Origin of the sequence: Psychromonas sp. SA13A, assembly GCF_011378715.1 — a bacterium.
In the GTDB taxonomy this organism is placed as follows: domain Bacteria; phylum Pseudomonadota; class Gammaproteobacteria; order Enterobacterales; family Psychromonadaceae; genus Psychromonas.
Genome location: NZ_WTKU01000008.1, coordinates 70,599 through 93,143, shown reverse-complemented (window position 1 = coordinate 93,143; position 22,545 = coordinate 70,599). Strand labels below are relative to the sequence as shown.

General features: G+C 36.7%; 22 protein-coding genes. 4 read left to right on the top strand and 18 right to left on the bottom strand.

Annotation, left to right across the window (positions count from 1 at the left end; translation table 11 throughout):
- Positions 1 to 37: 37 nt before the first annotated feature.
- Positions 38 to 2,071, bottom strand: coding sequence for an ATP-dependent zinc metalloprotease FtsH (gene ftsH, locus GQR44_RS09555; RefSeq protein WP_166371668.1), 2,034 nt, complete (start codon positions 2,069 to 2,071; stop codon positions 38 to 40).
- Positions 2,072 to 2,131: 60 nt separating this feature from the next.
- Complete coding sequence (gene rlmE / locus GQR44_RS09550) at positions 2,132 to 2,785, bottom strand: 23S rRNA (uridine(2552)-2'-O)-methyltransferase RlmE (protein ID WP_166371605.1); 654 nt, start codon at positions 2,783 to 2,785, stop codon at positions 2,132 to 2,134.
- A 111-nt stretch (positions 2,786 to 2,896) separates the two neighbouring features.
- On the opposite strand from rlmE, the gene yhbY reads away from it, so the two are divergent.
- Positions 2,897 to 3,193, top strand: a complete 297-nt coding sequence (yhbY, locus tag GQR44_RS09545; RefSeq protein ID WP_028867984.1) for a ribosome assembly RNA-binding protein YhbY — start codon at positions 2,897 to 2,899, stop codon at positions 3,191 to 3,193.
- A gap of 61 nt (positions 3,194 to 3,254) precedes the next feature.
- Here the strand turns inward: yhbY and greA are convergent, their stop codons facing one another.
- The 4 genes from greA to GQR44_RS09525 form a co-directional block, all read right to left on the bottom strand.
- On the bottom strand, positions 3,255 to 3,737 hold the full coding sequence (gene greA, locus GQR44_RS09540; protein WP_028867983.1) for a transcription elongation factor GreA: 483 nt from the start codon (positions 3,735 to 3,737) through the stop codon (positions 3,255 to 3,257).
- Positions 3,738 to 3,815: 78 nt separating this feature from the next.
- The gene (locus GQR44_RS09535; protein WP_166371604.1) at positions 3,816 to 4,601 is read right to left on the bottom strand and encodes a TatD family hydrolase; all 786 of its coding nucleotides are present in this window, start codon (positions 4,599 to 4,601) and stop codon (positions 3,816 to 3,818) included.
- Positions 4,602 to 4,948: 347 nt separating this feature from the next.
- Positions 4,949 to 6,535 carry a peptide chain release factor 3 gene (gene prfC / locus GQR44_RS09530; protein WP_166371603.1) on the bottom strand — a complete coding sequence of 529 codons (1,587 nt, stop codon included), beginning with the start codon at positions 6,533 to 6,535 and terminating at the stop codon, positions 4,949 to 4,951.
- A gap of 316 nt (positions 6,536 to 6,851) precedes the next feature.
- On the bottom strand, positions 6,852 to 8,060 hold the full coding sequence (locus GQR44_RS09525; RefSeq protein ID WP_166371602.1) for a multidrug effflux MFS transporter: 1,209 nt from the start codon (positions 8,058 to 8,060) through the stop codon (positions 6,852 to 6,854).
- Between the two features lie 593 nt (positions 8,061 to 8,653).
- On the opposite strand from GQR44_RS09525, the gene GQR44_RS09520 reads away from it, so the two are divergent.
- Complete coding sequence (locus GQR44_RS09520) at positions 8,654 to 9,028, top strand: RNA-binding protein (RefSeq protein ID WP_166371601.1); 375 nt, start codon at positions 8,654 to 8,656, stop codon at positions 9,026 to 9,028.
- An 80-nt stretch (positions 9,029 to 9,108) separates the two neighbouring features.
- Here the strand turns inward: GQR44_RS09520 and GQR44_RS09515 are convergent, their stop codons facing one another.
- The gene (locus tag GQR44_RS09515; protein WP_166371600.1) at positions 9,109 to 9,477 is read right to left on the bottom strand and encodes a hypothetical protein; all 369 of its coding nucleotides are present in this window, start codon (positions 9,475 to 9,477) and stop codon (positions 9,109 to 9,111) included.
- 57 nt (positions 9,478 to 9,534) lie between these two features.
- Positions 9,535 to 10,761 (bottom strand): cystathionine gamma-synthase family protein, encoded by a 1,227-nt coding sequence (locus GQR44_RS09510; protein WP_166371599.1) that lies wholly within the window; start codon positions 10,759 to 10,761, stop codon positions 9,535 to 9,537.
- Positions 10,762 to 10,875: 114 nt separating this feature from the next.
- On the opposite strand from GQR44_RS09510, the gene GQR44_RS09505 reads away from it, so the two are divergent.
- Positions 10,876 to 12,471 carry an ATP-binding protein gene (locus GQR44_RS09505; protein WP_166371598.1) on the top strand — a complete coding sequence of 532 codons (1,596 nt, stop codon included), beginning with the start codon at positions 10,876 to 10,878 and terminating at the stop codon, positions 12,469 to 12,471.
- A 576-nt stretch (positions 12,472 to 13,047) separates the two neighbouring features.
- On the opposite strand, the gene GQR44_RS09500 is transcribed toward GQR44_RS09505, so the two are convergent.
- A complete protein-coding gene (locus GQR44_RS09500; protein WP_019613006.1) occupies positions 13,048 to 13,254 on the bottom strand; it encodes a cold-shock protein in 207 nt (68 codons plus the stop codon).
- Between the two features lie 759 nt (positions 13,255 to 14,013).
- Here GQR44_RS09500 and GQR44_RS09495 point away from each other — a divergent pair.
- Entirely contained in the window at positions 14,014 to 14,463 is a 450-nt protein-coding gene (locus GQR44_RS09495; protein WP_166371597.1) for a YaiI/YqxD family protein, read from the top strand.
- An 80-nt stretch (positions 14,464 to 14,543) separates the two neighbouring features.
- On the opposite strand, the gene nqrM is transcribed toward GQR44_RS09495, so the two are convergent.
- The 9 genes from nqrM to GQR44_RS09450 form a co-directional block, all read right to left on the bottom strand.
- Positions 14,544 to 14,768 (bottom strand): (Na+)-NQR maturation NqrM, encoded by a 225-nt coding sequence (gene nqrM, locus GQR44_RS09490; protein WP_166371596.1) that lies wholly within the window; start codon positions 14,766 to 14,768, stop codon positions 14,544 to 14,546.
- Between the two features lie 2 nt (positions 14,769 to 14,770).
- Positions 14,771 to 15,799 (bottom strand): FAD:protein FMN transferase, encoded by a 1,029-nt coding sequence (locus GQR44_RS09485; protein WP_166371595.1) that lies wholly within the window; start codon positions 15,797 to 15,799, stop codon positions 14,771 to 14,773.
- 5 nt (positions 15,800 to 15,804) lie between these two features.
- Positions 15,805 to 17,028 carry an NADH:ubiquinone reductase (Na(+)-transporting) subunit F gene (gene nqrF, locus GQR44_RS09480; RefSeq protein WP_166371594.1) on the bottom strand — a complete coding sequence of 408 codons (1,224 nt, stop codon included), beginning with the start codon at positions 17,026 to 17,028 and terminating at the stop codon, positions 15,805 to 15,807.
- 66 nt (positions 17,029 to 17,094) lie between these two features.
- A complete protein-coding gene (gene nqrE / locus GQR44_RS09475; protein WP_166371593.1) occupies positions 17,095 to 17,703 on the bottom strand; it encodes an NADH:ubiquinone reductase (Na(+)-transporting) subunit E in 609 nt (202 codons plus the stop codon).
- Between the two features lie 5 nt (positions 17,704 to 17,708).
- A complete protein-coding gene (locus GQR44_RS09470) occupies positions 17,709 to 18,341 on the bottom strand; it encodes an NADH:ubiquinone reductase (Na(+)-transporting) subunit D (RefSeq protein WP_166371592.1) in 633 nt (210 codons plus the stop codon).
- Positions 18,334 to 19,122 carry a Na(+)-translocating NADH-quinone reductase subunit C gene (locus GQR44_RS09465; RefSeq protein WP_166371591.1) on the bottom strand — a complete coding sequence of 263 codons (789 nt, stop codon included), beginning with the start codon at positions 19,120 to 19,122 and terminating at the stop codon, positions 18,334 to 18,336. Before GQR44_RS09465 ends, GQR44_RS09470 begins: the two co-directional genes overlap by 8 nt.
- Positions 19,115 to 20,320: an NADH:ubiquinone reductase (Na(+)-transporting) subunit B gene (locus GQR44_RS09460; RefSeq protein ID WP_166371590.1), complete on the bottom strand. Its 1,206-nt coding sequence runs from the start codon at positions 20,318 to 20,320 to the stop codon at positions 19,115 to 19,117. The genes GQR44_RS09465 and GQR44_RS09460 overlap by 8 nt, the downstream gene beginning before the upstream one ends.
- Positions 20,321 to 20,322: 2 nt before the next feature.
- Positions 20,323 to 21,663, bottom strand: a complete 1,341-nt coding sequence (locus GQR44_RS09455; RefSeq protein WP_166371589.1) for a Na(+)-translocating NADH-quinone reductase subunit A — start codon at positions 21,661 to 21,663, stop codon at positions 20,323 to 20,325.
- Positions 21,664 to 21,937: 274 nt separating this feature from the next.
- Positions 21,938 to 22,249 (bottom strand): BolA/IbaG family iron-sulfur metabolism protein, encoded by a 312-nt coding sequence (locus GQR44_RS09450; RefSeq protein WP_166371588.1) that lies wholly within the window; start codon positions 22,247 to 22,249, stop codon positions 21,938 to 21,940.
- Positions 22,250 to 22,545 lie beyond the last annotated feature (296 nt).

Here is a 22,545-nt window from a genome sequence, read left to right as displayed (position 1 = left end):
GCTTAGGTTTTTTTAGAGAAATGAGACAATAAATACTTTATTTATTGTCTTTATCCTGATCAGTTACCGTGTCAGTTGTTTCCACCGTTTCTGGTTTTTCAACATCTGCAGGTTTTTCAAGATCAACATCTTTTTCAGTATCTACTTTCTTTTTCTCAGGTCTAACCATATTGATATTAGATTTTTCAGACTTATCCATATCAATTGTCGATTTCTCTGGTTTAACCATATCGATAGTCGATTTTTTCTCTTTAAGTGACTCAACTTCTTTTTCATCATCCCAATCACTTGGAGGACGAACAGTTACACGCGCCATTAAGTCATCAACTTGATTGGCATCGATAGTCTCATATTTCATTAATGCTTCTTTCATTGCATGTAAAATATCAATATTGTCACTTAATAACTTGAAAGCGCGTTTATAGTTAGTATCGATAAATAGTTTTACTTCATCATCAATCACTTTACCCGTTTCATGTGAGACAACATTAGAACGTAAGCTACCTTGTTCACCTGTTAATAGAATAGGTCCTAATTTCTCAGAGAAACCCCACTCCGTAACCATTGCTCGTGCAATAGCAGAGGCTTGTTTAATATCCTGTGACGCACCCGTTGATACTTTTTGTGCGCCATAAATAAGCTCTTCAGCAATACGACCACCATAGGCAACCGAAATACTACTTTCTAACTCATCTTTGTTTTGAGAAATTTGATCGCCTTCAGGCAAGAACTGAGTTACCCCTAAAGCACGTCCACGAGGAATAATCGTTACTTTATGAATTGGATGATGCTGTGGTACTAATTTAGCCACGATTGCATGTCCCGCTTCATGATAAGCAGTTGACTCTTTATCTTTAACTGTCATCACCAAACTACGACGTTCAGAGCCCATTAATATTTTATCACGCGCTTGTTCAAAGTCTTCTTTTGACACAGTGCGTTTGTTACCACGTGCAGCAAACAATGCAGCTTCATTAACTAAGTTAGCTAAATCGGCACCAGAGAAACCAGGTGTACCACGCGCTAAGACGGTTGCTTTCACATCTTCATCCAGCGGTATTTTACGCATATGCACTTTTAGAATTTGTTCACGACCACGTACATCAGGTAAACCAACAACAACTTGACGGTCAAAACGACCTGGACGTAATAAGGCCGCATCGAGTACATCTGGACGGTTCGTCGCAGCAACCACAATAATACCTTCATTACCTTCGAAACCATCCATTTCAACTAGCATTTGGTTTAATGTTTGCTCACGTTCATCATTACCACCACCCATACCAGCACCACGAGCACGACCGACTGCATCAATTTCATCGATAAAGATGATACAAGGTGCCGATTTTTTAGCTTGTTCAAACATATCACGCACACGAGATGCACCAACACCGACAAACATTTCAACAAAATCAGAACCTGAGATTGAGAAGAATGGTACTTTAGCTTCACCAGCAATCGCTTTAGCTAAAAGTGTTTTACCTGTACCAGGAGGACCAACTAATAAAACCCCAGTTGGAATACGTCCGCCTAATTTTTGGAATTTAGTTGAATCTTTTAAGTAATCGACCAGCTCCACAACATCTTCTTTGGCTTCATCACAACCAGCGACATCAGCAAATGTTGTTTTAATTTGGTCTTCGCTCATCAATTTAGCTTTACTCTTACCAAATGACATTGCGCCGCCTTTACCGCCACCTTGCATGTTGCGCATAAAGAAGATCCAAACACCAATTAATAACAGCATAGGGAACCACGAAACAAAAATAGACGCTAAGAAACTAGTTTCTTCTGGAGGTGTTCCTTCTACTTTTACATCATTTTTAATAAGGTAATTCATTAAGTCTAAATCTGGCGCAGGAATATAAGTAACAAACGGAGTTTGGTTACTTTTTAAACCTTTAATTTCTTGTCCATTAATTTGTACTTGTTGGATCTGCCCTTGGCTTACTTCTTTATTAAAAGTGGTGTAGTCGATTTGTGATTTTTTTGTTTCGTCTGATCCAAAGCCTTGGAATAAAGACATTAAGACTACTGCGATGACTAACCACAATATCAGGTTTTTTGCCATATCGTTCAAGATGTAAACCTCGTGTTAAAAATGAAAAGAATATAATATTAAATCAGATTACTACAGTTTAAAACCAGTCGCCACTAAATAAACTTCTCGCGATCTTGCTCTTGAAGAATCTGGTTTTCTTGTTTTGACGGATTTAAATAGTTTTCGCACTTCGTTAATATAGAATTCATACTCTGCTCCCATAAATACTTTAACGATAAAACTACCGTCTTTCACAAGTACATCACGGCACATTTCTAATGCTAGCTCAACTAAATACATCGATTTTGGTTGATCAATACCAGTGTTACCACTCATATTTGGTGCCATATCCGATAACACCACATCAACTTTATTATCACCAATACGTTCTAGCAATGCATTTAAGACCACTTCTTCACGAAAATCGCCTTGTAAAAAATCAACACCTGCAATTGAATCCATTGGTAATATATCACAGGCAATCACTTTTCCCTTTGAACCCACTTTATCAACAGCCCATTGTGACCAACTTCCCGGTGCTGCGCCTAAATCGACCACAGTCATACCAGAGCGGATAAGTTTGTCTTTACCGTTAATTTCATCCAATTTAAAAACAGCACGTGAACGTAAACCTTGTTTATTAGCTTCTTTCACATAAAAATCATTTACATGCTCATGCATCCACCTCTTTGAACTGCCCGATGCACTCTTTTTAAGACGATTTGTACTGTCTGGTTTTGCCACAATTACTTCCTTTAGTGGATGAATAGTTAGGATAAATAATAATCTAAATAGTAAAGGTTAATATTTAAGGGTAGAATGAACCGTTTTCAACCCTTAATGAAAGATATTTGCATGAAATTATCAAACAAACAGAAACAATTTTTAAAAGGTTTAGCTCATCCTTTAAAACCAGTTGTATTACTGGGACAAAATGGCTTAACCGAAGGTGTATTAGCTGAGATTGAAAACGCTATTAGCCACCATGAATTAATTAAAGTAAAAATAGCGACAGATGATCGTGAAACTAAACAACTCATTATCGATGCGATTGTGCGTGAAACAGAATCACTAGCGATTGCTAAAATTGGACATATAGTTGTTTTATTCCGCCCAAGTGAAGCTAAGAAAATAGAATTACCACGTAAATAATTTACGTTTAATACTATTTTTGTAATAAAAAGCCCAGATATTCTGGGCTTTTTATTATCTATTACAAAGCAATATAATCAACTTTGATAATATCATAATCAATCACACCACCCGGTGTTGTAATTGATATTTCATCATCCACACTTTTTCCAATTAAACCACGTGCAATCGGAGAGTTGATTGAAATTAAGTTCTTTTTAATATCAGATTCATCATCACCAACGATTTGATACGTAACTTCTTCGTCTGTTTCTGCATTAACAATCGTTACTGTTGCACCAAAAATAACTTTACCATTGTTGGCAATTTTACTTACATCAATAATTTGTGCATTTGATAACTTTGCTTCGATATCTTGAATGCGGCCCTCACAAAACCCTTGTTGCTCACGCGCAGCATGGTATTCAGCATTCTCTTTTAAATCACCATGTTCACGGGCTTCAGCAATAGCGTGAACAATTTCAGGACGTTTTACTGTTTTTAATTGCTCTAATTCAGCACGCAAAATATCAGCGCCTTTTGCTGTCATTGGATATTGAGTCATTAACCATCACCTTATTCTGGAAACAATGTTTCACTAACTGTATTTAGAAAAGCGGCTATTTTACGCTAGTTAGTAGCATTAGTCATCGTCTATAGAGAAAATGCTTAAGGTGTTATTATAAACTTGGTGTTCAAGCACGCTTGCTGACTCTTCACGTAGTTCACAAAGTGCATTAAAGATGATCGGTAAATTAGCAGGGGAGTTATTTGTCGCAATTTGTTGATATACAGGCATATCAGGGGCATCGGTTTCTAATATTAGGCTAGAAAGAGGCAATTGTTGTAATGCACTTCTGGTTTTTTTAGCACTCGGATAAGTGATCACACCTCCGATACCTAACTTAAAACCTAATTTAATGAACTCTTTGGCTATTTCCGCGCTCCCTGAAAATGCATGGTAAACCCCTCCATAGCTAAAATTTACCTGTTTCAATAGATCCAGTACTCGGGATTGTGTTTTTACGACGTGTAAAATAACCGGAAGCTTTAATGACTGGGCAATGGCAAGTTGCGCTAAGAACACGCTTTCTTGTAAGGCTAAATCGCTATCAATGAGCTTATCTAGACCAATTTCACCTAGGGCAACACATTTACTTCCTGATTGTTGACACGTTTTAGTTAATAGGTGTTCAAGTTGTATAAGTTGTTGTGGTTCGAAATCAGTTAAAAAATGAGGATGAAGCCCTAACGCAAAATATAACCCCTCATATTGCTCAGTTAATTGGATAATTTCAGGCCAACGTTGCGCATCTGTACCAGGAATAACGAGTTTATTAATGTGAGCATTATTAAGTGCAAACATAAGTAATTTACGATTAACTTTAAAGTGTTCAAAATTAAAGTGACAATGACTATCAATAAACATATTCCACCTTGCTGTAAGGGCCTACAATGATTGATCATGGCATTATTCTATAATACGTCGAGATATAAACTCAGAAAAGAAAATTTATATAAAAATAACGACACCGTCTACAGAAGGGCTGGGTAAGGATATTTAAAAGGGAGATAAACAACATATGATGGGAGGAATAAAAAGAAAAAAGCGCCCTGAGACGCTTTATTGTTGTGACTATTAGCTGTTTATCTGCATCAGTTTATCTAGAATAAAACCTTTTCAGTTTTTCCAAAGCAATTAGCTAATTAACAATAACTAATAAAGAAGGCCTAATAAACAATATCGAATAAACGTATCTAATAGATAATATCTAATTAGTGTTCACGCGTCTTACGGAAACGCACATCCGGATAACGTTCAATAGCTAAGTTTAAGTTGACCATTGTTGGTGCAACGTAAGTTAAATTATTACTGCCATCTAATGCTAAGTTATCGAATGCTTTTTTCTCGAATTCAGCCATTTTAACTGGATTTTCGCAATCCACCCATAATGCGGTGGCAACACTAATACCTTCGTAAATAGCATCCACTTTATATTCTGATTTTAAGCGCTGTACAACCACTTCGAACTGCAATACTCCAACAGCACCAACAATCAAATCGTTACTACGTAATGGACGGAACACTTGAACAGCACCCTCTTCAGATAATTGCATTAATCCTTTCAACAATTGTTTTTGTTTTAAAGGATCTTTTAAACGGATGCGACGGAACATTTCAGGGGCGAAGTTTGGAATACCAGTAAATTTAAGATCTTCACCAGTAGTAAATGTATCGCCGATTTGAATGGTACCGTGGTTATGTAAACCAATAATATCACCAGAAAATGATTCTTCTGCTGCAGCTCGGTCACCGGCCATAAAGGTTACCGCATCTGAAATACTGACCATTTTACCAGTACGCACGTGATGCATTTTCATGCCTTTCTCATATTTACCAGAGCAAATACGCATAAATGCAATACGGTCACGATGCTTCGGGTCCATGTTAGCTTGAATTTTAAAGATAAAACCGGAAAATGCTTCTTCTGTAGGCTCTACAACACGTTGCACTGTTTCTCTTGGCAATGGCTTTGGAGCCCATTCAACTAAACCATCTAAGACATGGTCGACACCAAAGTTACCTAATGCCGTACCAAAATATACAGGAGTTAACTCACCAGATAAAAACAGAGCCTGATCAAATTCATTAGATGCACCTATTACTAACTCCATTTCTTCACGCAAATCATCAGCATGGTTAGGTATTGCTTTATCCACTTCAGGGTTATTCAATCCTTTAATGATACGAACATCTTGGATAGTATGGCCTTGCCCTGATTCATATAAAATAACTTCATCACGTAATATATGGTAAACACCTTTAAATTCTTTACCCATGCCAATTGGCCAAGTAATAGGTGCACAGGCAATATTAAGTACGTCTTCAACCTCATCCATTAAATCAACGGGATCACGTGTATCACGGTCACATTTATTCATGAAAGTGATAATTGGTGTATCACGTAAACGGGTTACTTCCATTAATTTAATAGTACGTTGCTCAACACCTTTTGCGGCATCAATAACCATTAAACATGAGTCAACTGCTGTTAGCGTACGGTAAGTATCTTCAGAGAAATCTTCATGCCCAGGCGTATCAAGTAAGTTAACTAAGCCACCGCCATAGGGAAATTGCATTACCGATGTAGTGATAGAAATACCGCGGTCTTTTTCCATCTCCATCCAGTCAGACTTTGCATGTTGTCCAGACTTTTTACCTTTAACTGTTCCTGCTTTTTGTAACGCATTTCCGAATAAAAGTACTTTTTCTGTGATCGTTGTTTTACCAGCATCAGGGTGAGATATGATTGCGAATGTGCGTCTACAGTTGACGGCTTCTAAGAACTTAGCGTCTGCCATTTTTAGTTTTCTCTTAATATGTAGATAACTACATGCACTGTTACGCGCATAGCTATGTACATAATTATATTTTGCGAAAATGAGTGATTTGTAAATTTCGCTGAACTATAGCAAATTGAGAAAACTAATTCATTTCCTATTACGTTCAATTTTACAACAAAAGGACGCTTTAAATCGCTTAGCTACACAAAACATACCCCTAACAGATAAGCAGTTGCAATAAACACCTTACTATGAATCGCGGCTAAAACACTTTTAGCCGCCCTTACTCTATAACAGCAACACCGCCATAAAGATAAACTGCATAATTAATGGCTTAACCAGCTACTTTAACTAACTTATCAGCAACATGAGGACTGTTTTTTATCAATAACCAAAGCCCTCCCCCTGTCAGGCCAATAATTAATTGAATTAAGCCTAGATTTTCGATCAATGACTCAGGACGTAACGATACTAATGTCATTCCCAATGCGCCAAAGATCATGCTTAAAAATTGTATAATAGCGACAACTGAGCCAGTATCGCTATCATGTTGATCTAACATAAGATTAGTGCCAGGTATCCTCATCATGATCACAGATAACGTGGCAGGTCCCGCTAAGAAAGCAAATAACCAGGGTGAAGTATATCCGTAGGTGTAAGTTACACAGCCACAAACCGTTAATAGTAAAAAACAACCTGTAATGATTTTTTGTACGTTAATGACTTTTGATAACTTGATATAAATAACCGGTCCAAATGAAGCAAAAAAGGCATTAAAGGCAAATGCATAACTAAATTCCTGCTCAGTTAGTCCAAAGTCATTAATATAGATGTAAGAACCAGCGGCTAAAAAAGCCATTAGAGCCATTGGTACAATCGAAAAAATGGCTAACAATGAAATAAATTGAGGATTTTTTAATACTGTTCCCAAACGCCCCCATGAACGCAATACAGAGCCAGTATATCGAGTGGCAAGTGTTTCGCGGTAACATAGTGCAAATAACGTAGCAAACACACCAAATGCAGCAAGCGTATAAAACATCATGTGCCAAGAAGCAACTTTTAATAAAAATGCCCCCAAAACTGGAGCAACCATGGGAGCAATAATCACTAATGACATAATCGTTGCCATTATTTTCTCGCGCTCTCTACCATCATAAAGATCTTTAATGATCGCGGTAGCGACCACTGTGATAGCACTACCACCAAAAGCTTGGACAATACGAGAAAAAATTAAATGTTCAACTGAAGTCGATAAACCACAAAATACACTGGCAATAATATAAATAAGGATACCGGTTAATAGGATCGGTTTACGGCCAAATTTTTCACTTAAAGGCCCCCAAAAGAGTAACCCTATTGCATAGGTAACAAAATAGGCACTTAACGTTAAATTGACCATCGATTGATTAGTATTTAATACCTCGACCATCTGCGGCAATGCGGGCAGGTATAGGTCCATCGTTAGCGGAGGGAAAGCACTAATGATGACTAAAAATAGCAATGTGCCTTTACGCCCTAAAATTGGCTGTACTTGTTTCAATTTTTTCTCCACTTGAATTTTTATTAAAGATAATTGGGTATTTTGATAAGGTGTAATCTGTTTGTAAAAAGTGCTCAAATAATACCGTTAAGTCGGCTTTCAATCTCAATTGAAATAACCTCAACAGTACATAAGTGAAGCAATACAGCACAGTGAAGCTGTAAACTTAACTGCTTGCTATAATCACGACTTTCATTTCTATTATTCTGATCTGGTGTCCACCATTATAATCTTTGCAAGGTTAACTTAGGGTTAATATGTATTTTTATTATGCCTACAGTTAGTTCAATAAAAACGTTTTTTCATCCTGGAACATCGAAATAATAGCGCCTGTGATAAAAGGTAAATATCAACAAAAAATTCAGCCATTCTGAACGTAGATTCACCTAACAGGTGCATTGTCGAACAATAAAATGTTTATTACTTGAATCATCTATTTCAACTAATAAAATTGATCACACGAAATGAATACGCACCTTTTTATTACATCTTTTATTAAAAATAGCCTATAAGCTTTATTCATTACGCTTTAATCAGCAATCGATTTAACTTCCTGCTAAAATAAGAGAAATTATCCAATTAAGTGAGTTCCAATGAAATTATTAGTCCGTAATCTAGCAAAAGCCACCACCGAAGAAAAACTACTGTCCCTGTTTAAAGAGCACGGTAATATACAATCTTGTAATCTGGTATTAGATAAAGAAACAGGTGCTTCAAAGGGGTTTGCTTTTGTTGAAATGCCTAAAGTAGGTGAAGCAAAAGCTGCTATTAAACAATTAAATGGATATAAATTAGCGGGTAATATAATACGAGTTAAAAAAGCAGAAGTAAAAAAAGAATCTGAAGAAACGCCTGCAATTGAAGCCGTAAAAGTAAAACCAAAACAAAAGAAAGCAACTGAGTCTGCCGAGCAAAAATCAACAATGGTTGATCCTGCGGCTGTCTGGGGTGAAGTTAAAGAAGAGTAAAGTAAGTTAATTATACAGGCAAAATATCTACTGACAGCTAATAATTATTGACTGTCTTAATATCAGCCTTACTCTTCACTTTATTGTTCAGATAATTTTATTTGATAATGCTGACGAGAAACAGGATCAAACCTATTTGAGCAGAGCTGGAGCATACTAGCGCTGCTCACTTTCCTTAATAGAGAGAGTGCTTTAGCTCTTTCTTTTTCAATTACCTGCCATTTACCTTCAGTGTAGCCTTGATATTCAAGCTCACTTAACTGATGCATTTGCGCATAATAAAAACCCATCACTGGGTCATTGTTTTGTTTTGCTAATAACTCACAGACTTCATAATTGGCAAGTGTATACCCCACTGTTGTTAACTCTGCATCGGAATTACTGTCCTTTGCAATAACGCCAACGGAGAGGAATAACAAACTTAAGCCAAAAACAATAAAATGCATCATTACTATTAATCCGAACATACAAAAAAGAGGCCGTAACCTCTTTTTTATGACTGTTAATTATGCCAATGCTTGTTCAAAGTCAGCAATCAAGTCAGCTGTATTTTCAATGCCAATTGAACAGCGGATCATATTCTCACTGATCCCCATTTGTTGACGCAGCGCGAGTCCCATTTCAAAGTATATAGTTGGAGCAACGGGTAATGCTAAGGTACGATTATCGCCTAGATGTGTTGCACTAATAACTAGATTTAATTTATTCAAAAAATCACAACAATCAATACCATCAATTAAATCAAAGCTTAATAGCGCACCATATCCATTAAATAATGTTTTAGCACGTTGATGTTGAGGATGATTTTCTAAACCAGGGTAATACACTTTAGCCACTTTAGGATGTGCATCTAACAATTTAGCTAGCGCCATTGTATTAATAGCTTGGCGATCCATGCGCAACTCCATGGTTTCACTGCCAACTGAAATAAGGTGTGCGCCCTGTGAGCTTAAACAAGCTCCCATATCACGTAATCCTTTTTTCTTAATTTGACTGATCCCCCACATTTTAGAATCACCTTTCCGGTAACCTTCATAAATATTTGGATAGTTTTCCCAATTAAATAAACCAGTATCTGTAACAGAGCCCCCCATCGCATTTCCATGACCAGCAACGTATTTAGATAATGAAGTAACAATTAAACTTGCTTTCACGGTAGTCGCATCGAATAAATAACTTGAAGTGATTGTATTATCAATAACATACACGAGGCCATTTGCTTTACACAAATCGCCAATTTCAGCTAACGCACTCACTTGGGTTACTGGATTAGCAATCGTTTCTACAAAAACCATTTTAGTATTACTGTTTAGCGCATCAGTGACATCATTGATATCTGTTGCATCAACTAATGTTACATCGATACCATAGTCCTGTAACGTCCCTAAAAGTGACGTTGTATTGCCAAATAAAAATCGACTACAAATTAGATGATCACCAGATTTTAAAAGTGTCAAAAAAGTAGCCACTATAGCTGACATACCACAGGAAAAAACAGCCGTTGCTATACCATTATCTATTTTTTGAATTTTTTTACATAAAGCATCTAAAGTGGGTGTTGAAGAGCGAGCATAAGCATGACCAGGCTGACCTTGAAATACGTCAATTAACCCTTGAACATCTTTAAAACCAAATGGTACTGAGTTATGTATTGGAGCATGGACGGCACCTGCTTCTAATCCTAATTGATGATCTGCATGTACTATTTTTGTAGTAAAACCTAACGCTGTCATTTAAATTCCTTGCCTTTAATCTCAATAATGATCGCTTTGATCTCAAAATCTATAAATTTAACGTATTATGCCTAATCTAGAGTGATTTAGCATTAGATGGTTTAAGGAAATAAATTGAAGTCAAATATTTACTGTATTTTTGTTTTTTTAATTGGATTAAGTATTTCATACTTTATTTCTGCACAACTTATTAAAGAAGAAATCAAAGTACAACAAAACAATATTGAAGTGGAAGGTAAAAGTATTAGTTTTAATATTCGAGGGGCAATTGAAAATAATGCTGAAATAATTCAATTAGTCACCAACCGGTGGTTGACTCTTGAAGACCTTAATCAACACTGGCAAAGTGATACGAATGCATTAAAACGAATCAACCGCACGATTAAAAAAATACAATTATTCCCACTGGTTGAACAAAATCAATTTTCGTTACCACCCGGAGACCTGATTGAGCACTCAGATCCTATGCTTAGAAAGCAGCAATTACGTGCTCGTAGCCATCTCCCTATGGAAAAAGAAAAGGTTATTTCAACATTTGTTTATACTAGCCGCTCAAGCTATTCCGAAGATAATAAATTAGAACTTAATTTACAATTTCCCCTTATCATAGAACAGGCGCTGGTTGGTTATATCGAAGTATCATTAAATATAGATATGTTAATGAGGCATAAAATAGATACCTATCAGATAACCAAGCCTTTTGCCTTATCAGAAAATGGCATTACATTATTTAGTTCTTTGCCTGAAAAAACGCACATTAATGATATTACCAATCAACTAACAATCACTTTGTATGGGCATCAATGGCAACTTATGATTTGGTCGCATATCTCAGCTCCAAATGGTGATTTATTCCTTATTTTTTCATTACTTATTTCATTGTTAGCTGCAATTACGGTCAAGTTATTAACCTTATATTACAGCATGAATAAAAAACATATTAAGGACAAAGAACAATATAAGCGCATTAATGATGAATGGAAAAATAGCCAAGCCAAGCTTATTCAGTCTAACAAGTTAGCCTCATTAGGCGAGATAGCTGCAGGTATTGCACATGAAATAAATCAACCTTTACAGGTTATCTGTATACACACCGATATGTGTCTAGATAATTTACATAATGGGAATTACCATTTAGTTGAAAAAAGCTGTAAAGCGATCGTAGAACAAAGTGATCGAATAGAAAAAATAGTTAAACAAGTAGGTAGTTTTGGACGAGATAGTGAATTAGATAATTACCAGAATGAAATACCAAACACTATTTTCAGTAATGTTATTGGTATAGTTATTAATCAATACAATCAGGACAATGTTGAATTAAGGCAAGTTATTCCCCCTTCTCTACCTGCTTTATTTTGCAACAAAACACAAATTGAACAGGTACTTATTAATTTATTAATAAATGCAAAAGACTCCGTTGAAACATCACAAAATAAAGTTGTTTTCTTCAAATCCCATGTACAAGAGAACAACTTATACATTCAAGTATCAGACTCAGGATCTGGTATTGATCCTAATAAAATCAACGATATATTTACTCCATTCTATACAACAAAAGCGCTAGGGAAAGGAACTGGCCTAGGGCTATCAATTAGCTATTCAATTATTCACCAACATAATGGAGAGATTAAAGTTAGTAGTGAAATAGGTAAAGGTTCTATATTCACCGTCATATTACCCTTTGAAAAACGAAAATTAATACGTCATTAATAGCTATAGTTTAAGGCTTCTAAGCAGAAATAGCTTAGTAGCCTATTGTAACCATTGAAACCTCTTGTCGTATGTGATCGTCGTCTAAGCTAATTACCATTCAAGATGTAGAAATAAGTAGATGGCAGTGAACAAAGCCTAAATATAAAGATCAATAGCTGACGAACTAGAACGAACTTATGGCTATTTATAAGAGCTTAAAACAGCAATGATAAGAATTACCGTCTTTAATCGCACGAAGGGTCTTATTTTATAATTTTAACGTAATAGCTCGAGTAGCGGTTGAATAATGTGTGTTGATTGATAACAGCCATAGAAGCAGTTTTTTTGATAAAATTTATTGATGAAAATAGTCACAATATACGAAATATTTTAACTAGCCACGACTAAAAATGGAATTGAAAGAATAATAATAAAGAGGTTTAACAATAAGAAAGTAGCAAGGTTAATTAGCTAGATAGGAAGAATAATTAGGTTGATTGTATAGGATATTTTCTTTCAGGTATAAAAAAAGGCAAGTCAGTAACCTACCTTTTTTTCAATCAGAATGAGCGGTAAACGCTCATCGAAGCAATATTAAAGAGCTACGATGTTTTCTGCTTGAGGACCTTTTTGACCTTGAGTAACAGTGAACTGTACTTTTTGGCCTTCAGCAAGAGTTTTAAAACCAGTGCTTGCGATAGCAGAGAAATGTGCGAAAACGTCAGGACCGTTTTCTTGCTCGATGAAACCAAAACCTTTAGATTCGTTGAACCATTTAACTGTACCAGTAGTAGTAGACATGTGTATATCCTAATATATTTGAGTAATTTAACCTTAAAAAAATCAAGGCAGTTGGCTAGAAGTGTTGCTATTACTTATGATGTATAGGATTCGGTACATTAATACGGAACAAAGTACATAAATATAAAACGAACTTTCAAGCTAAAAAAGATTATATATAGGTTTAAAAAGGTGTCAATAGCTATTTAATTAAAATATAAAAAAAACATTAAATAAATTCGTAACAATAAATAAAAACGCATATTTATCAACACACTAAAATACAAAAAAGAATGTGAATTAATATTATTTAGTAGAAAAGTAAGAAACAAGTAATACCTTCATTTGTAAAAGTAAGCTCTCACTTCTCTTTTTAATCATTTAACTAGTTTAAATGATTGAGCATATTCCCCCTTAAACTAATTTTTAAATAAACCCCGCTTACTATGCGAATCTAGGAGGTAAAGCTTTCTTCAATATCATCAACAATACTTTTAACAATACACTTAATAACATTATTACCGACATTATCAAAAACTTCATTATCAAAGCTATCACCATCATGAACCTTTCGATAACACCGGTAATAATCAAAAAAGAAAATTGAATACTCTAAAAATAATGAACTTTATATTGCCAACCAGCACCACAACAAAACCAAGCTAACTAATTAATATTTAAATAAATTATAATTTAATCGTTAAATAATGAGTGAAATATAATGATTAATTAATAATAGTTTTTTTGTTATATTTAACCTTTAAAGATCAAGGAATAACTATGACAATTTGGATTGATGCAGATGCTTGTCCAGTATCTGTAAGAGAAATGGTATTAAGAGCAAGCATAAGAACACAGACCGAGCTTATCTTTGTTGCAAACTCCCCCCTTCCTGTAAAAAGGACCGCTTTAGTAAAAACAGTTCAAGTATCACAGGGTTTTGACGTTGCGGATAACTACATTAGTCAGCATGTCGCCTTAAAAGATCTAGTGATCACTCAAGATATTCCATTAGCCGCTGAATTAGTTGAAAAAGGCATCATTGCATTAAACCCACGCGGAGAGCTATACACAGCTGATAATGTCAGACAACGACTCGCAATGCGGAATCTGGCAGAAGAACTACGTAGTGTTGGTCAAATCAGTGGAGGGCCTAATAAATTTTCAGACAAAGATAAACAAAACTTTGCGAACTCACTAGATAGGTGGTTACAAAAAGCAAAAAGGTAACATTATCTATTACTTAATACCGCCATTTAATGGCGCACAAGCATAGAAATACTACCTTTTGAAGTAAATGTAAAAGAAGATTATAGAATACGAGTTTCAGCTTGTAGCTTTAACGTACGGGCTTCTTCTGCTTCTTTCTTTTTACGATTATCACAAGGTTCAGGACAATCACATTCTTTATCGATACCAACAGAGGCTAAACCACCACAGCTCCCACCAATTGTTTTTTGGTTAACTATATAACCAATTGCCATCGCAACAATAACCAATAAAAAAACAACAAACGTGGCAATAAAATAGATCATGTTTATTCCTTTACAAAAAAGGGTTCAAATTCAGGCGTATAAGATTCAACAAATCCATCGCCTTGTTTAGTTAGTAAAAAAACGGGTTGATGAAGCTTATTTGCAAATTTTAACCCATTTTCAGGTCCTAATACAGTAATAGCCGTCGCTAATGCATCGGCGACCATACTACTCTTATCAATCACTGTCACAGACACTAACTTGTGATTAATCGGACGACCAGTAGTTGGATCAATAGTATGAGAATAACGAATACCATCAAACTCAAAATAATTACGATAGTCACCAGAGGTGGCAATTGCATTATCGCCGATATGCAATAGGCGCTGCACATTTTGACCGAATTCAGGACGCTCTACTGCTAATGTCCATGGCGCTTTATTAAGCTTAGTACCGCTTGCTCGCAATTCACCGCCAATGTCTACTAAATAGTTTGTGATACCCTGTTTAGTTAAAAACTCAGCAATTACATCAACACCGTAGCCTTTAGCAATGGAAGACAGATCAACATAGAGATCCGGCTTAGCTTTTACTAATTGGTTACCTTCGATAGAAAGATATTGGCTACCTATTTTTTGTTTAGTTTGTTCAATTAATTCAGCACTAGGTACTTTATTTGGTTTTTTATCTGGACCAAAGCCCCACAAATTGACCAATGGACCAACCGTAACATCAAACGCACCGCCACTTTGCTGATAAACCTTAAGAGCACGTTTAACGACCTTAATCGTCGCATCAGAAACCTCATAAGCATGTTTACTTTGGTTAAATAATGACAACTCAGATTGTGGACGATAGGTAGACATTTGATCATTTACCAACTCTAATTGTTGATCAATTAATGTCTGTAAGTGATTAGTTAAAAGTTGCTTATCTTTAGACTGTTCGCTAGAAAGCGCATAAGAAACTTGATAATAGGTGCCCATGGTTTGTCCCTGAATATGCAATAATTGCGCTTCAGGTTTTGAGCACGAAGATATAAAAAAGGCCAGCCCTATTAAGGCTAGCCATTTAATTGATGAGTTAATCATCAGGGTTAACCGCCGAAGTCATCAAGTAAGATGTTTTCGTCTTCTACGCCTAAATCTTTAAGCATAGCAATAACCGCAGCATTCATAACTGGTGGACCACACATGTAGAACTCACAATCTTCTGGAGCTTCATGGTCTTTAAGGTAGTTTTCAAACAATACATTATGAATGAAACCAGTGTAACCATCCCAGTTATCTTCAGGTTGTGGGTCACTTAATGCGACATGCCATTCGAAGTTTTCATTTTCAGCTGCAATCGCATCAAAATCTTCAACGTAGAACATTTCACGCTTAGAACGCGCGCCGTACCAAAAACTTGCTTTACGCGTTGTTTTTAAGCGACGGAATTGGTCGAAAATATGTGAACGCATTGGCGCCATACCAGCACCACCACCGATAAATACCATTTCATTTTCAGTTTCTTTGGCAAAGAACTCACCAAATGGACCAGAAATAGTTACTTTATCACCGGCTTTTAAGCTGAAGATGAATGATGACATTTTACCACAAGGTAATGACAGATCACGTGGCGGAGGCGTAGCGATACGCACGTTCAACATGATAATGCCTTCTTCGCCAGGGTAGTTAGCCATTGAGTAAGCACGAATCGTTTCTTCGTCAACTTTTGACTCTAAATCAAAGAATTTAAAGTGTTCCCAGTCACCACGGTACTGTTCTTCAATATCAAAATCTTTATACTTGATATGGTGTGCAGGCGCTTCAATTTGAATATAACCACCGGCTTTAAACGGTACAGATTCACCATCAGGAATTTGTAATTTAAGCTCTTTGATAAATGTTGCTTCGTTACCATTAGAGATAACCGTACATTCCCATTTCTTAACACCAAAGATTTCTTCTGGTAGTTCAATGCTCATGTCTTCTTTAACATTTACCTGACATGATAAACGTTCGCCATCTTTTGCTTCACGTTTAGTGATGTGATCAAGCTCAGTGGGTAGAATATCACCACCACCTGATTTAATTTTCACGCGACACTGGCCACAAGTACCACCACCACCACATGCAGAAGAAACAAATACACCAGCATTTGCTAATGCACCTAATAACTTACCGCCTGCTTGGGTATGGATGCTTTTGTCCGCATCATCATTAATAGAAATTGTAATATCACCTGTGCTTACAAGTTTTGCCTTTGCCGATAAAATAATAACGACCAATGCTAAAACGATAATTGTAAACATGGCAACGCCGAGAAAGATTTCCATCGACTTTTTCCTTGTTTTGAGAGGGAATAAATTCCCTCGAATTCATCTAAGCTAAAACAGCAACGATTACAGCTGGATACCAGAGAATGACATGAAACCTAATGCCATTAATCCAGCCGTTACAAATGTAATACCTAAACCACGTAAACCATCGGGTACGTCAGAGTATTTCATTTTTTCACGGATGCCCGCTAGAGCAACAATCGCAAGCGTCCAACCTACACCACTACCAATGCCATAAACTGCTGATTCTAGTAAGTTATACTCACGTTGAACCATAAATGATACACCACCGAAGATGGCGCAGTTAACAGTAATAAGTGGTAAGAATATACCTAATGCTTGATACAAAGCTGGGAAGTATTTATCCAATACCATTTCCAAAATTTGTACTAAAGCAGCAATCACACCGATAAACGTAATAAAGCCTAAAAAGCTTAAATCCGCATCAGGGAAACCCGCCCAATCAAGTGCACCAGGTGCTAATAGGTTAAAGTAGATAATTTGGTTAGCAGGTACAGAAATACCTAATACTACAATTACTGCTACGCCTAGACCCATTGATGTTTTAACTTTCTTAGAAACAGCAAGGAAAGTACACATGCCTAAGAAGAAAGCGAGTGCCATATTTTCAATGAAAATAGAACGCACAAATAAACTAAGATAATGTTCCATTCAAATTACTCCTTTGGCTCAACTTGTTCTGGTTTAATTACTCGAATTGCCCAGATAATGCCACCTATGATAAAGAAGGCACTAGGAGGTAGAAGTAATAAACCATTACTTTGATACCAGCCGCCATTTGAAATTAACGGTAATATTTCAATACCGAACAGAGCACCTGAACCAAATAGTTCACGAACAGCACCAACTAAAACAAGGATTAAGCCGTAACCTAAACCATTACCCACACCATCCATAAAACTTGGGAAAGGTTTGTTTTTCATTGCAAATGCTTCAGCACGTCCCATTACAATACAGTTTGTAATGATCAGACCAACATAAACAGATAACTGTTTAGAGATACCAAAAGCAAATGCTTTTAGCGCTTGGTCTACTACTATTACTAACGAAGCAATAATCGCCATCTGTACGATAATACGTACACTGTTAGGAATATAGTTACGTATTGACGAAATAAATAAGTTAGAGAAAGCCGTTACAAACAATACCGCTAAGGTCATTACTACTGCGTTTTGTAAGGTGGCGGTTACTGCTAATGCAGAACAAACACCTAATACTTGCAGCGCAATTGGGTTATTGCTTACTACCGGAGAAGTTAATACTTCTTTTAATTCACTTGATTTAGCCATTGTTTAGCGCTCCTTTACGAACTTTGCTAAGAAATGGACCAAACCCTTGCTCACCTAACCAGAAAGTAAAGGTATGCTCTACGCCAACACTGGTTAGTGTCGCCCCAGATAAACCATCAATTTCATGTTTAGAACCAGCAGCAGCTTGTCCTTTAACAATTTTAATAGCAGGATTGCCGTCAGCATCGAATAATTCTTTACCAACAAACAGTCCACGCCAGCGAGGGTTTTCAACTTCACCACCTAGTCCAGGCGTTTCGCCCTGTTCATAGTAAGTGATAGCATCAATCGTATTACCATCTGGTTGCACAGCAACAAAAGCATACATAGTCGACCATAAACCAGCGCCGTGTACAGGTAGGATAATACGTTGCAATTGACCGTTATCATCAGACACTAAATATACAGTCGCTAAATTAGCACGACGGTTTATTTTAGCGACATTTTGATCCGCAGTTAATTTAACACTCTTCTCTGGATCTTTTGATGCTTTACGTTGGTCATATTTAGCAACTTCTTCTTTACTCAGATCAGTTACAAATTCACCCGTCGCTATATCAACTAATTTAGTTTCAATATTTGATGCAAAAACTTCTTTAGTTGATTTATTGGTCGTTAAACCAGCAACAGCCAGAATATTATTTTGCTTATCGATCTCTTTATTAGCGATTTGCATTGGACGTAAGCCAACTGCAGCACCAGCAACAATAATTGAACAGACTAGACAAACTGCCAGTACTACAATAATCGTTCTGCCAAATGTTTCTTGTTGATTAGACATTACGTGCGAGCCTCCGTTTGATATTGCCTTGCACCACAAAGTAATCGAATAACGGTGCAAATAAGTTAGCGAATAAAATAGCTAACATCATACCTTCTGGGAAGGCTGGATTTACAACACGAATTAATACCACCATCAAACCAATTAGAATACCGTAGTACCATTTACCTTTGTTAGTAAATGATGCTGATACTGGATCGGTTGCCATAAAGATCATACCAAAGGCAAAACCACCCATGACTAAATGCCAGTACCAAGGTAATTGGAACATATGGTTTGTATCACTGCCAATCACATTAAATAATAATGAAGTCGCAATCATACCTATCATAACGCCTGAAATAATACGCCATGAAGCTATACGCGTGATCACAATAAAGGCACCACCGATCAGAATAGCCAGTGTAGAAACTTCACCAATACTACCTTGCATATTACCAAGGAAAGCATCCATCCAAGACAGGTTAGATTGAACAGCTTCTAAGCCGCCTTGAGACATCACACTTAATGATGTTGCGCCCGAGAAACCATCAACAGCAGTCCAAACCGCATCGCCTGAAATATCCGTTGGGTAAGCAAAGAATAAGAATGCACGGCCCGCAAGAGCTGGGTTTAAGAAGTTACGGCCAGTACCACCAAAGATCTCTTTAGCAACAACAACACCAAAGGTAATACCTAAAGCAACTTGCCATAGAGGAATGGTTGCCGGTACGATCAATGCAAATAATACAGAAGAAACAAAGAAACCTTCATTTACTTCATGCTTACGCACACTCGCAAATAACACTTCCCAGAAGCCACCAACTATAAAAGTAACAGCATAAATAGGTAAGAAATAAGCGGCACCAAACAGGAAGTTATCAAATAAACCAGCACCAGAGCCAAGTGTGACTCCTAGCATATCTAATAATGCAACACGCCAATCTTCCAAAGCAGAGTAACCTGCAACGATTGCTTCATTAGCTTGTACACCAGTGTTGTACATACCGTAAAACATTGCTGGGAACGTTGCTAACCAAACAAAAATCATCATGCGTTTAAGGTCAATACTATCGCGAACGTGAGTAATACCTTTGGTCACATAACCAGGTGTATAAAAAAATGTCGCAGCGGCTTCATACAGTGCGTACCATTTTTCATAACGGCCCCCTGCTTCGAAATGCGGTTCCATTTTTTCAATTAAGTTCTTAAGACTCATTATTAGCCTTCCTTCTCAATTTTACTTAGACATGAGCGCAAGATTGAACCGTATTCATATTTGCCAGGGCAAGCATAAGTACATAGTGCTAAATCTTCTTCATCTAATTCTAGGCAGCCTAATGTTTGTGCGCCATCTGTATCACCAACGATCAAGTCACGTAATAATACTGTTGGTAAAATATCTAATGGCATCACACGTTCATATTGACCGATTGGTACCATCGCACGCTTACTACCGCCAGTAGTGGTAGTAAATGCAAATTTCTTCGCACTATTTAATGCTGATAAGAATGCACTAGATACAGAGTGTTTATTAAAACCAGGAACACCCCAGCCAAATAGCTCTTTCTCATAACCTTCAATCAATGCTGATATTTGGTTATGGTAGCGACCTAAGTAGCCATGTGGGCCCGCTGCTGTAACACCACATAACACTGATCCAGAAATCACACGAACTTGACCTGTGATTAACTCGCCAGCAGTTAGTTCAGATACCGATGCGCCGAGCAATGTACGTACTAAACGAGGCTTTGTAACAGCAGGGCCAGCGACAGAAATCACTTTTTCACTGTATAATTCACCGGTAGTAAATAACTGGCCAAATGCAATTACATCTTGGTAGTTAATTGACCAAACTTGTTTAGTAGCGGAAACAGGATCAATAAAGTGAATATGTGTACCGGCTAAACCAGCAGGATGAACACCGGTGAAGATTTTTTCTTCCACGGTTGCCACTGCGCTTTTAGGCAATGCAGCTTCACCTTTACAAACATACACTTTACCCGATGTTAAATGCGATAAAATCGCTAGTCCATCGGTAAAGGCTTGTTGATTTTCATTAATGATAATCGTTGCATCTGCTGCTAATGGATTAGTATCCATTGCCGTCACAAAAATAGAAGCGGGTTGAGCATCAATAGCAGGTACTTTGCTGAATGGGCGAGTACGTAATGCAGTCCACGCGCCGGATTCAACTAAGTTTGCAACTATTTTACTGCGTTCAAGATTTGCTAATTGTTTACTTTCATACTTAGCAAATTGCACACACTCATTGCCTTGTATAGAGATAACAACAGATTGCAGTACACGTTTAGCACCACGGTTTATTTCTTTCACTACACCAGACGCTGGAGCGGTAAAAAGTACACCTTCATTTTTCTTGTCAGAAAATAAAACTTGCCCTTTTTTTACGCTGTCGCCGACTTTAACAGCCATTGACGGACGCATACCAACGTATTCTTCACCCAGTATAGCAACTTCAGAAATGGCAGGGCCATTTTGAATGACTTGCTCTGGCGCTCCTGATATAGGGAGGTCCAGTCCTTTTTTTATAGTAATCATATTCTCTTGCACTATGTTACGGGAGGAAAGTTAGATGCCTTTCGGCAATAAAACATTACATGTAATTGCTGCTATTAACAAACAATTAACACGTACGCTAAAAATTTCTCGCAAATATTAACATTAGAGAGGGGCTAATTGCTATATCAAATAAAAAGCTAACCGTAGTAAGTTCAAATTTAATAGAAAAAGTGTAACAAAATGTAGAGAGTCTATTAACACTTTGGCAATTTAGCTTTTCTCTCGCGTTTTATAGAAAAGCAATACTACGCTTTTATTTACCACCACCTAAACATTGTGCCGAATTAGGTGAGACTTGATTTTTTTCTGCCCATTGAGAAGGTGTGTAAGTATGTATTGCTAATGCGTGTACCGGTCCTGCAAGTTCTTCAGCAAGTAATTCATTAACCAAACGATGACGCATGATCAAACGTACCCCTTCAAACTCTTCACAAACAAGCGTGACTTTAAAATGAGTTTCGGAGTTAGGTGGGACAGAATGATTATTGCTTTCATTTTCTACTTGTAAATAATCAGCTTGAAAGCGTTTTTTTAGCTTATCTTGAATGGTTTGGTGGACGGTCATAAGGCCTCACATATTAATTTATGGCTGGAAGTTGGGCTGACGTTTATCGATAATACAGAAAACAGTTTATGTTACATGCTTAAGAAAAAATAGTTAACCTTTGCATTCATTGCCAAGGTAAAAATTTTTATGATGTAAGATGTTGGCATAGTTGTTTAATTTTAAATATCCACAATGAATACTATAGTCAGATTCACATAATAAAATTATCTATTTTACGATACACTGAAGTAAGTTTGAATTAAATAAAGACAGGGTTAAAATTTTGTTTATCCTAGACATACAGAAAGTTATCC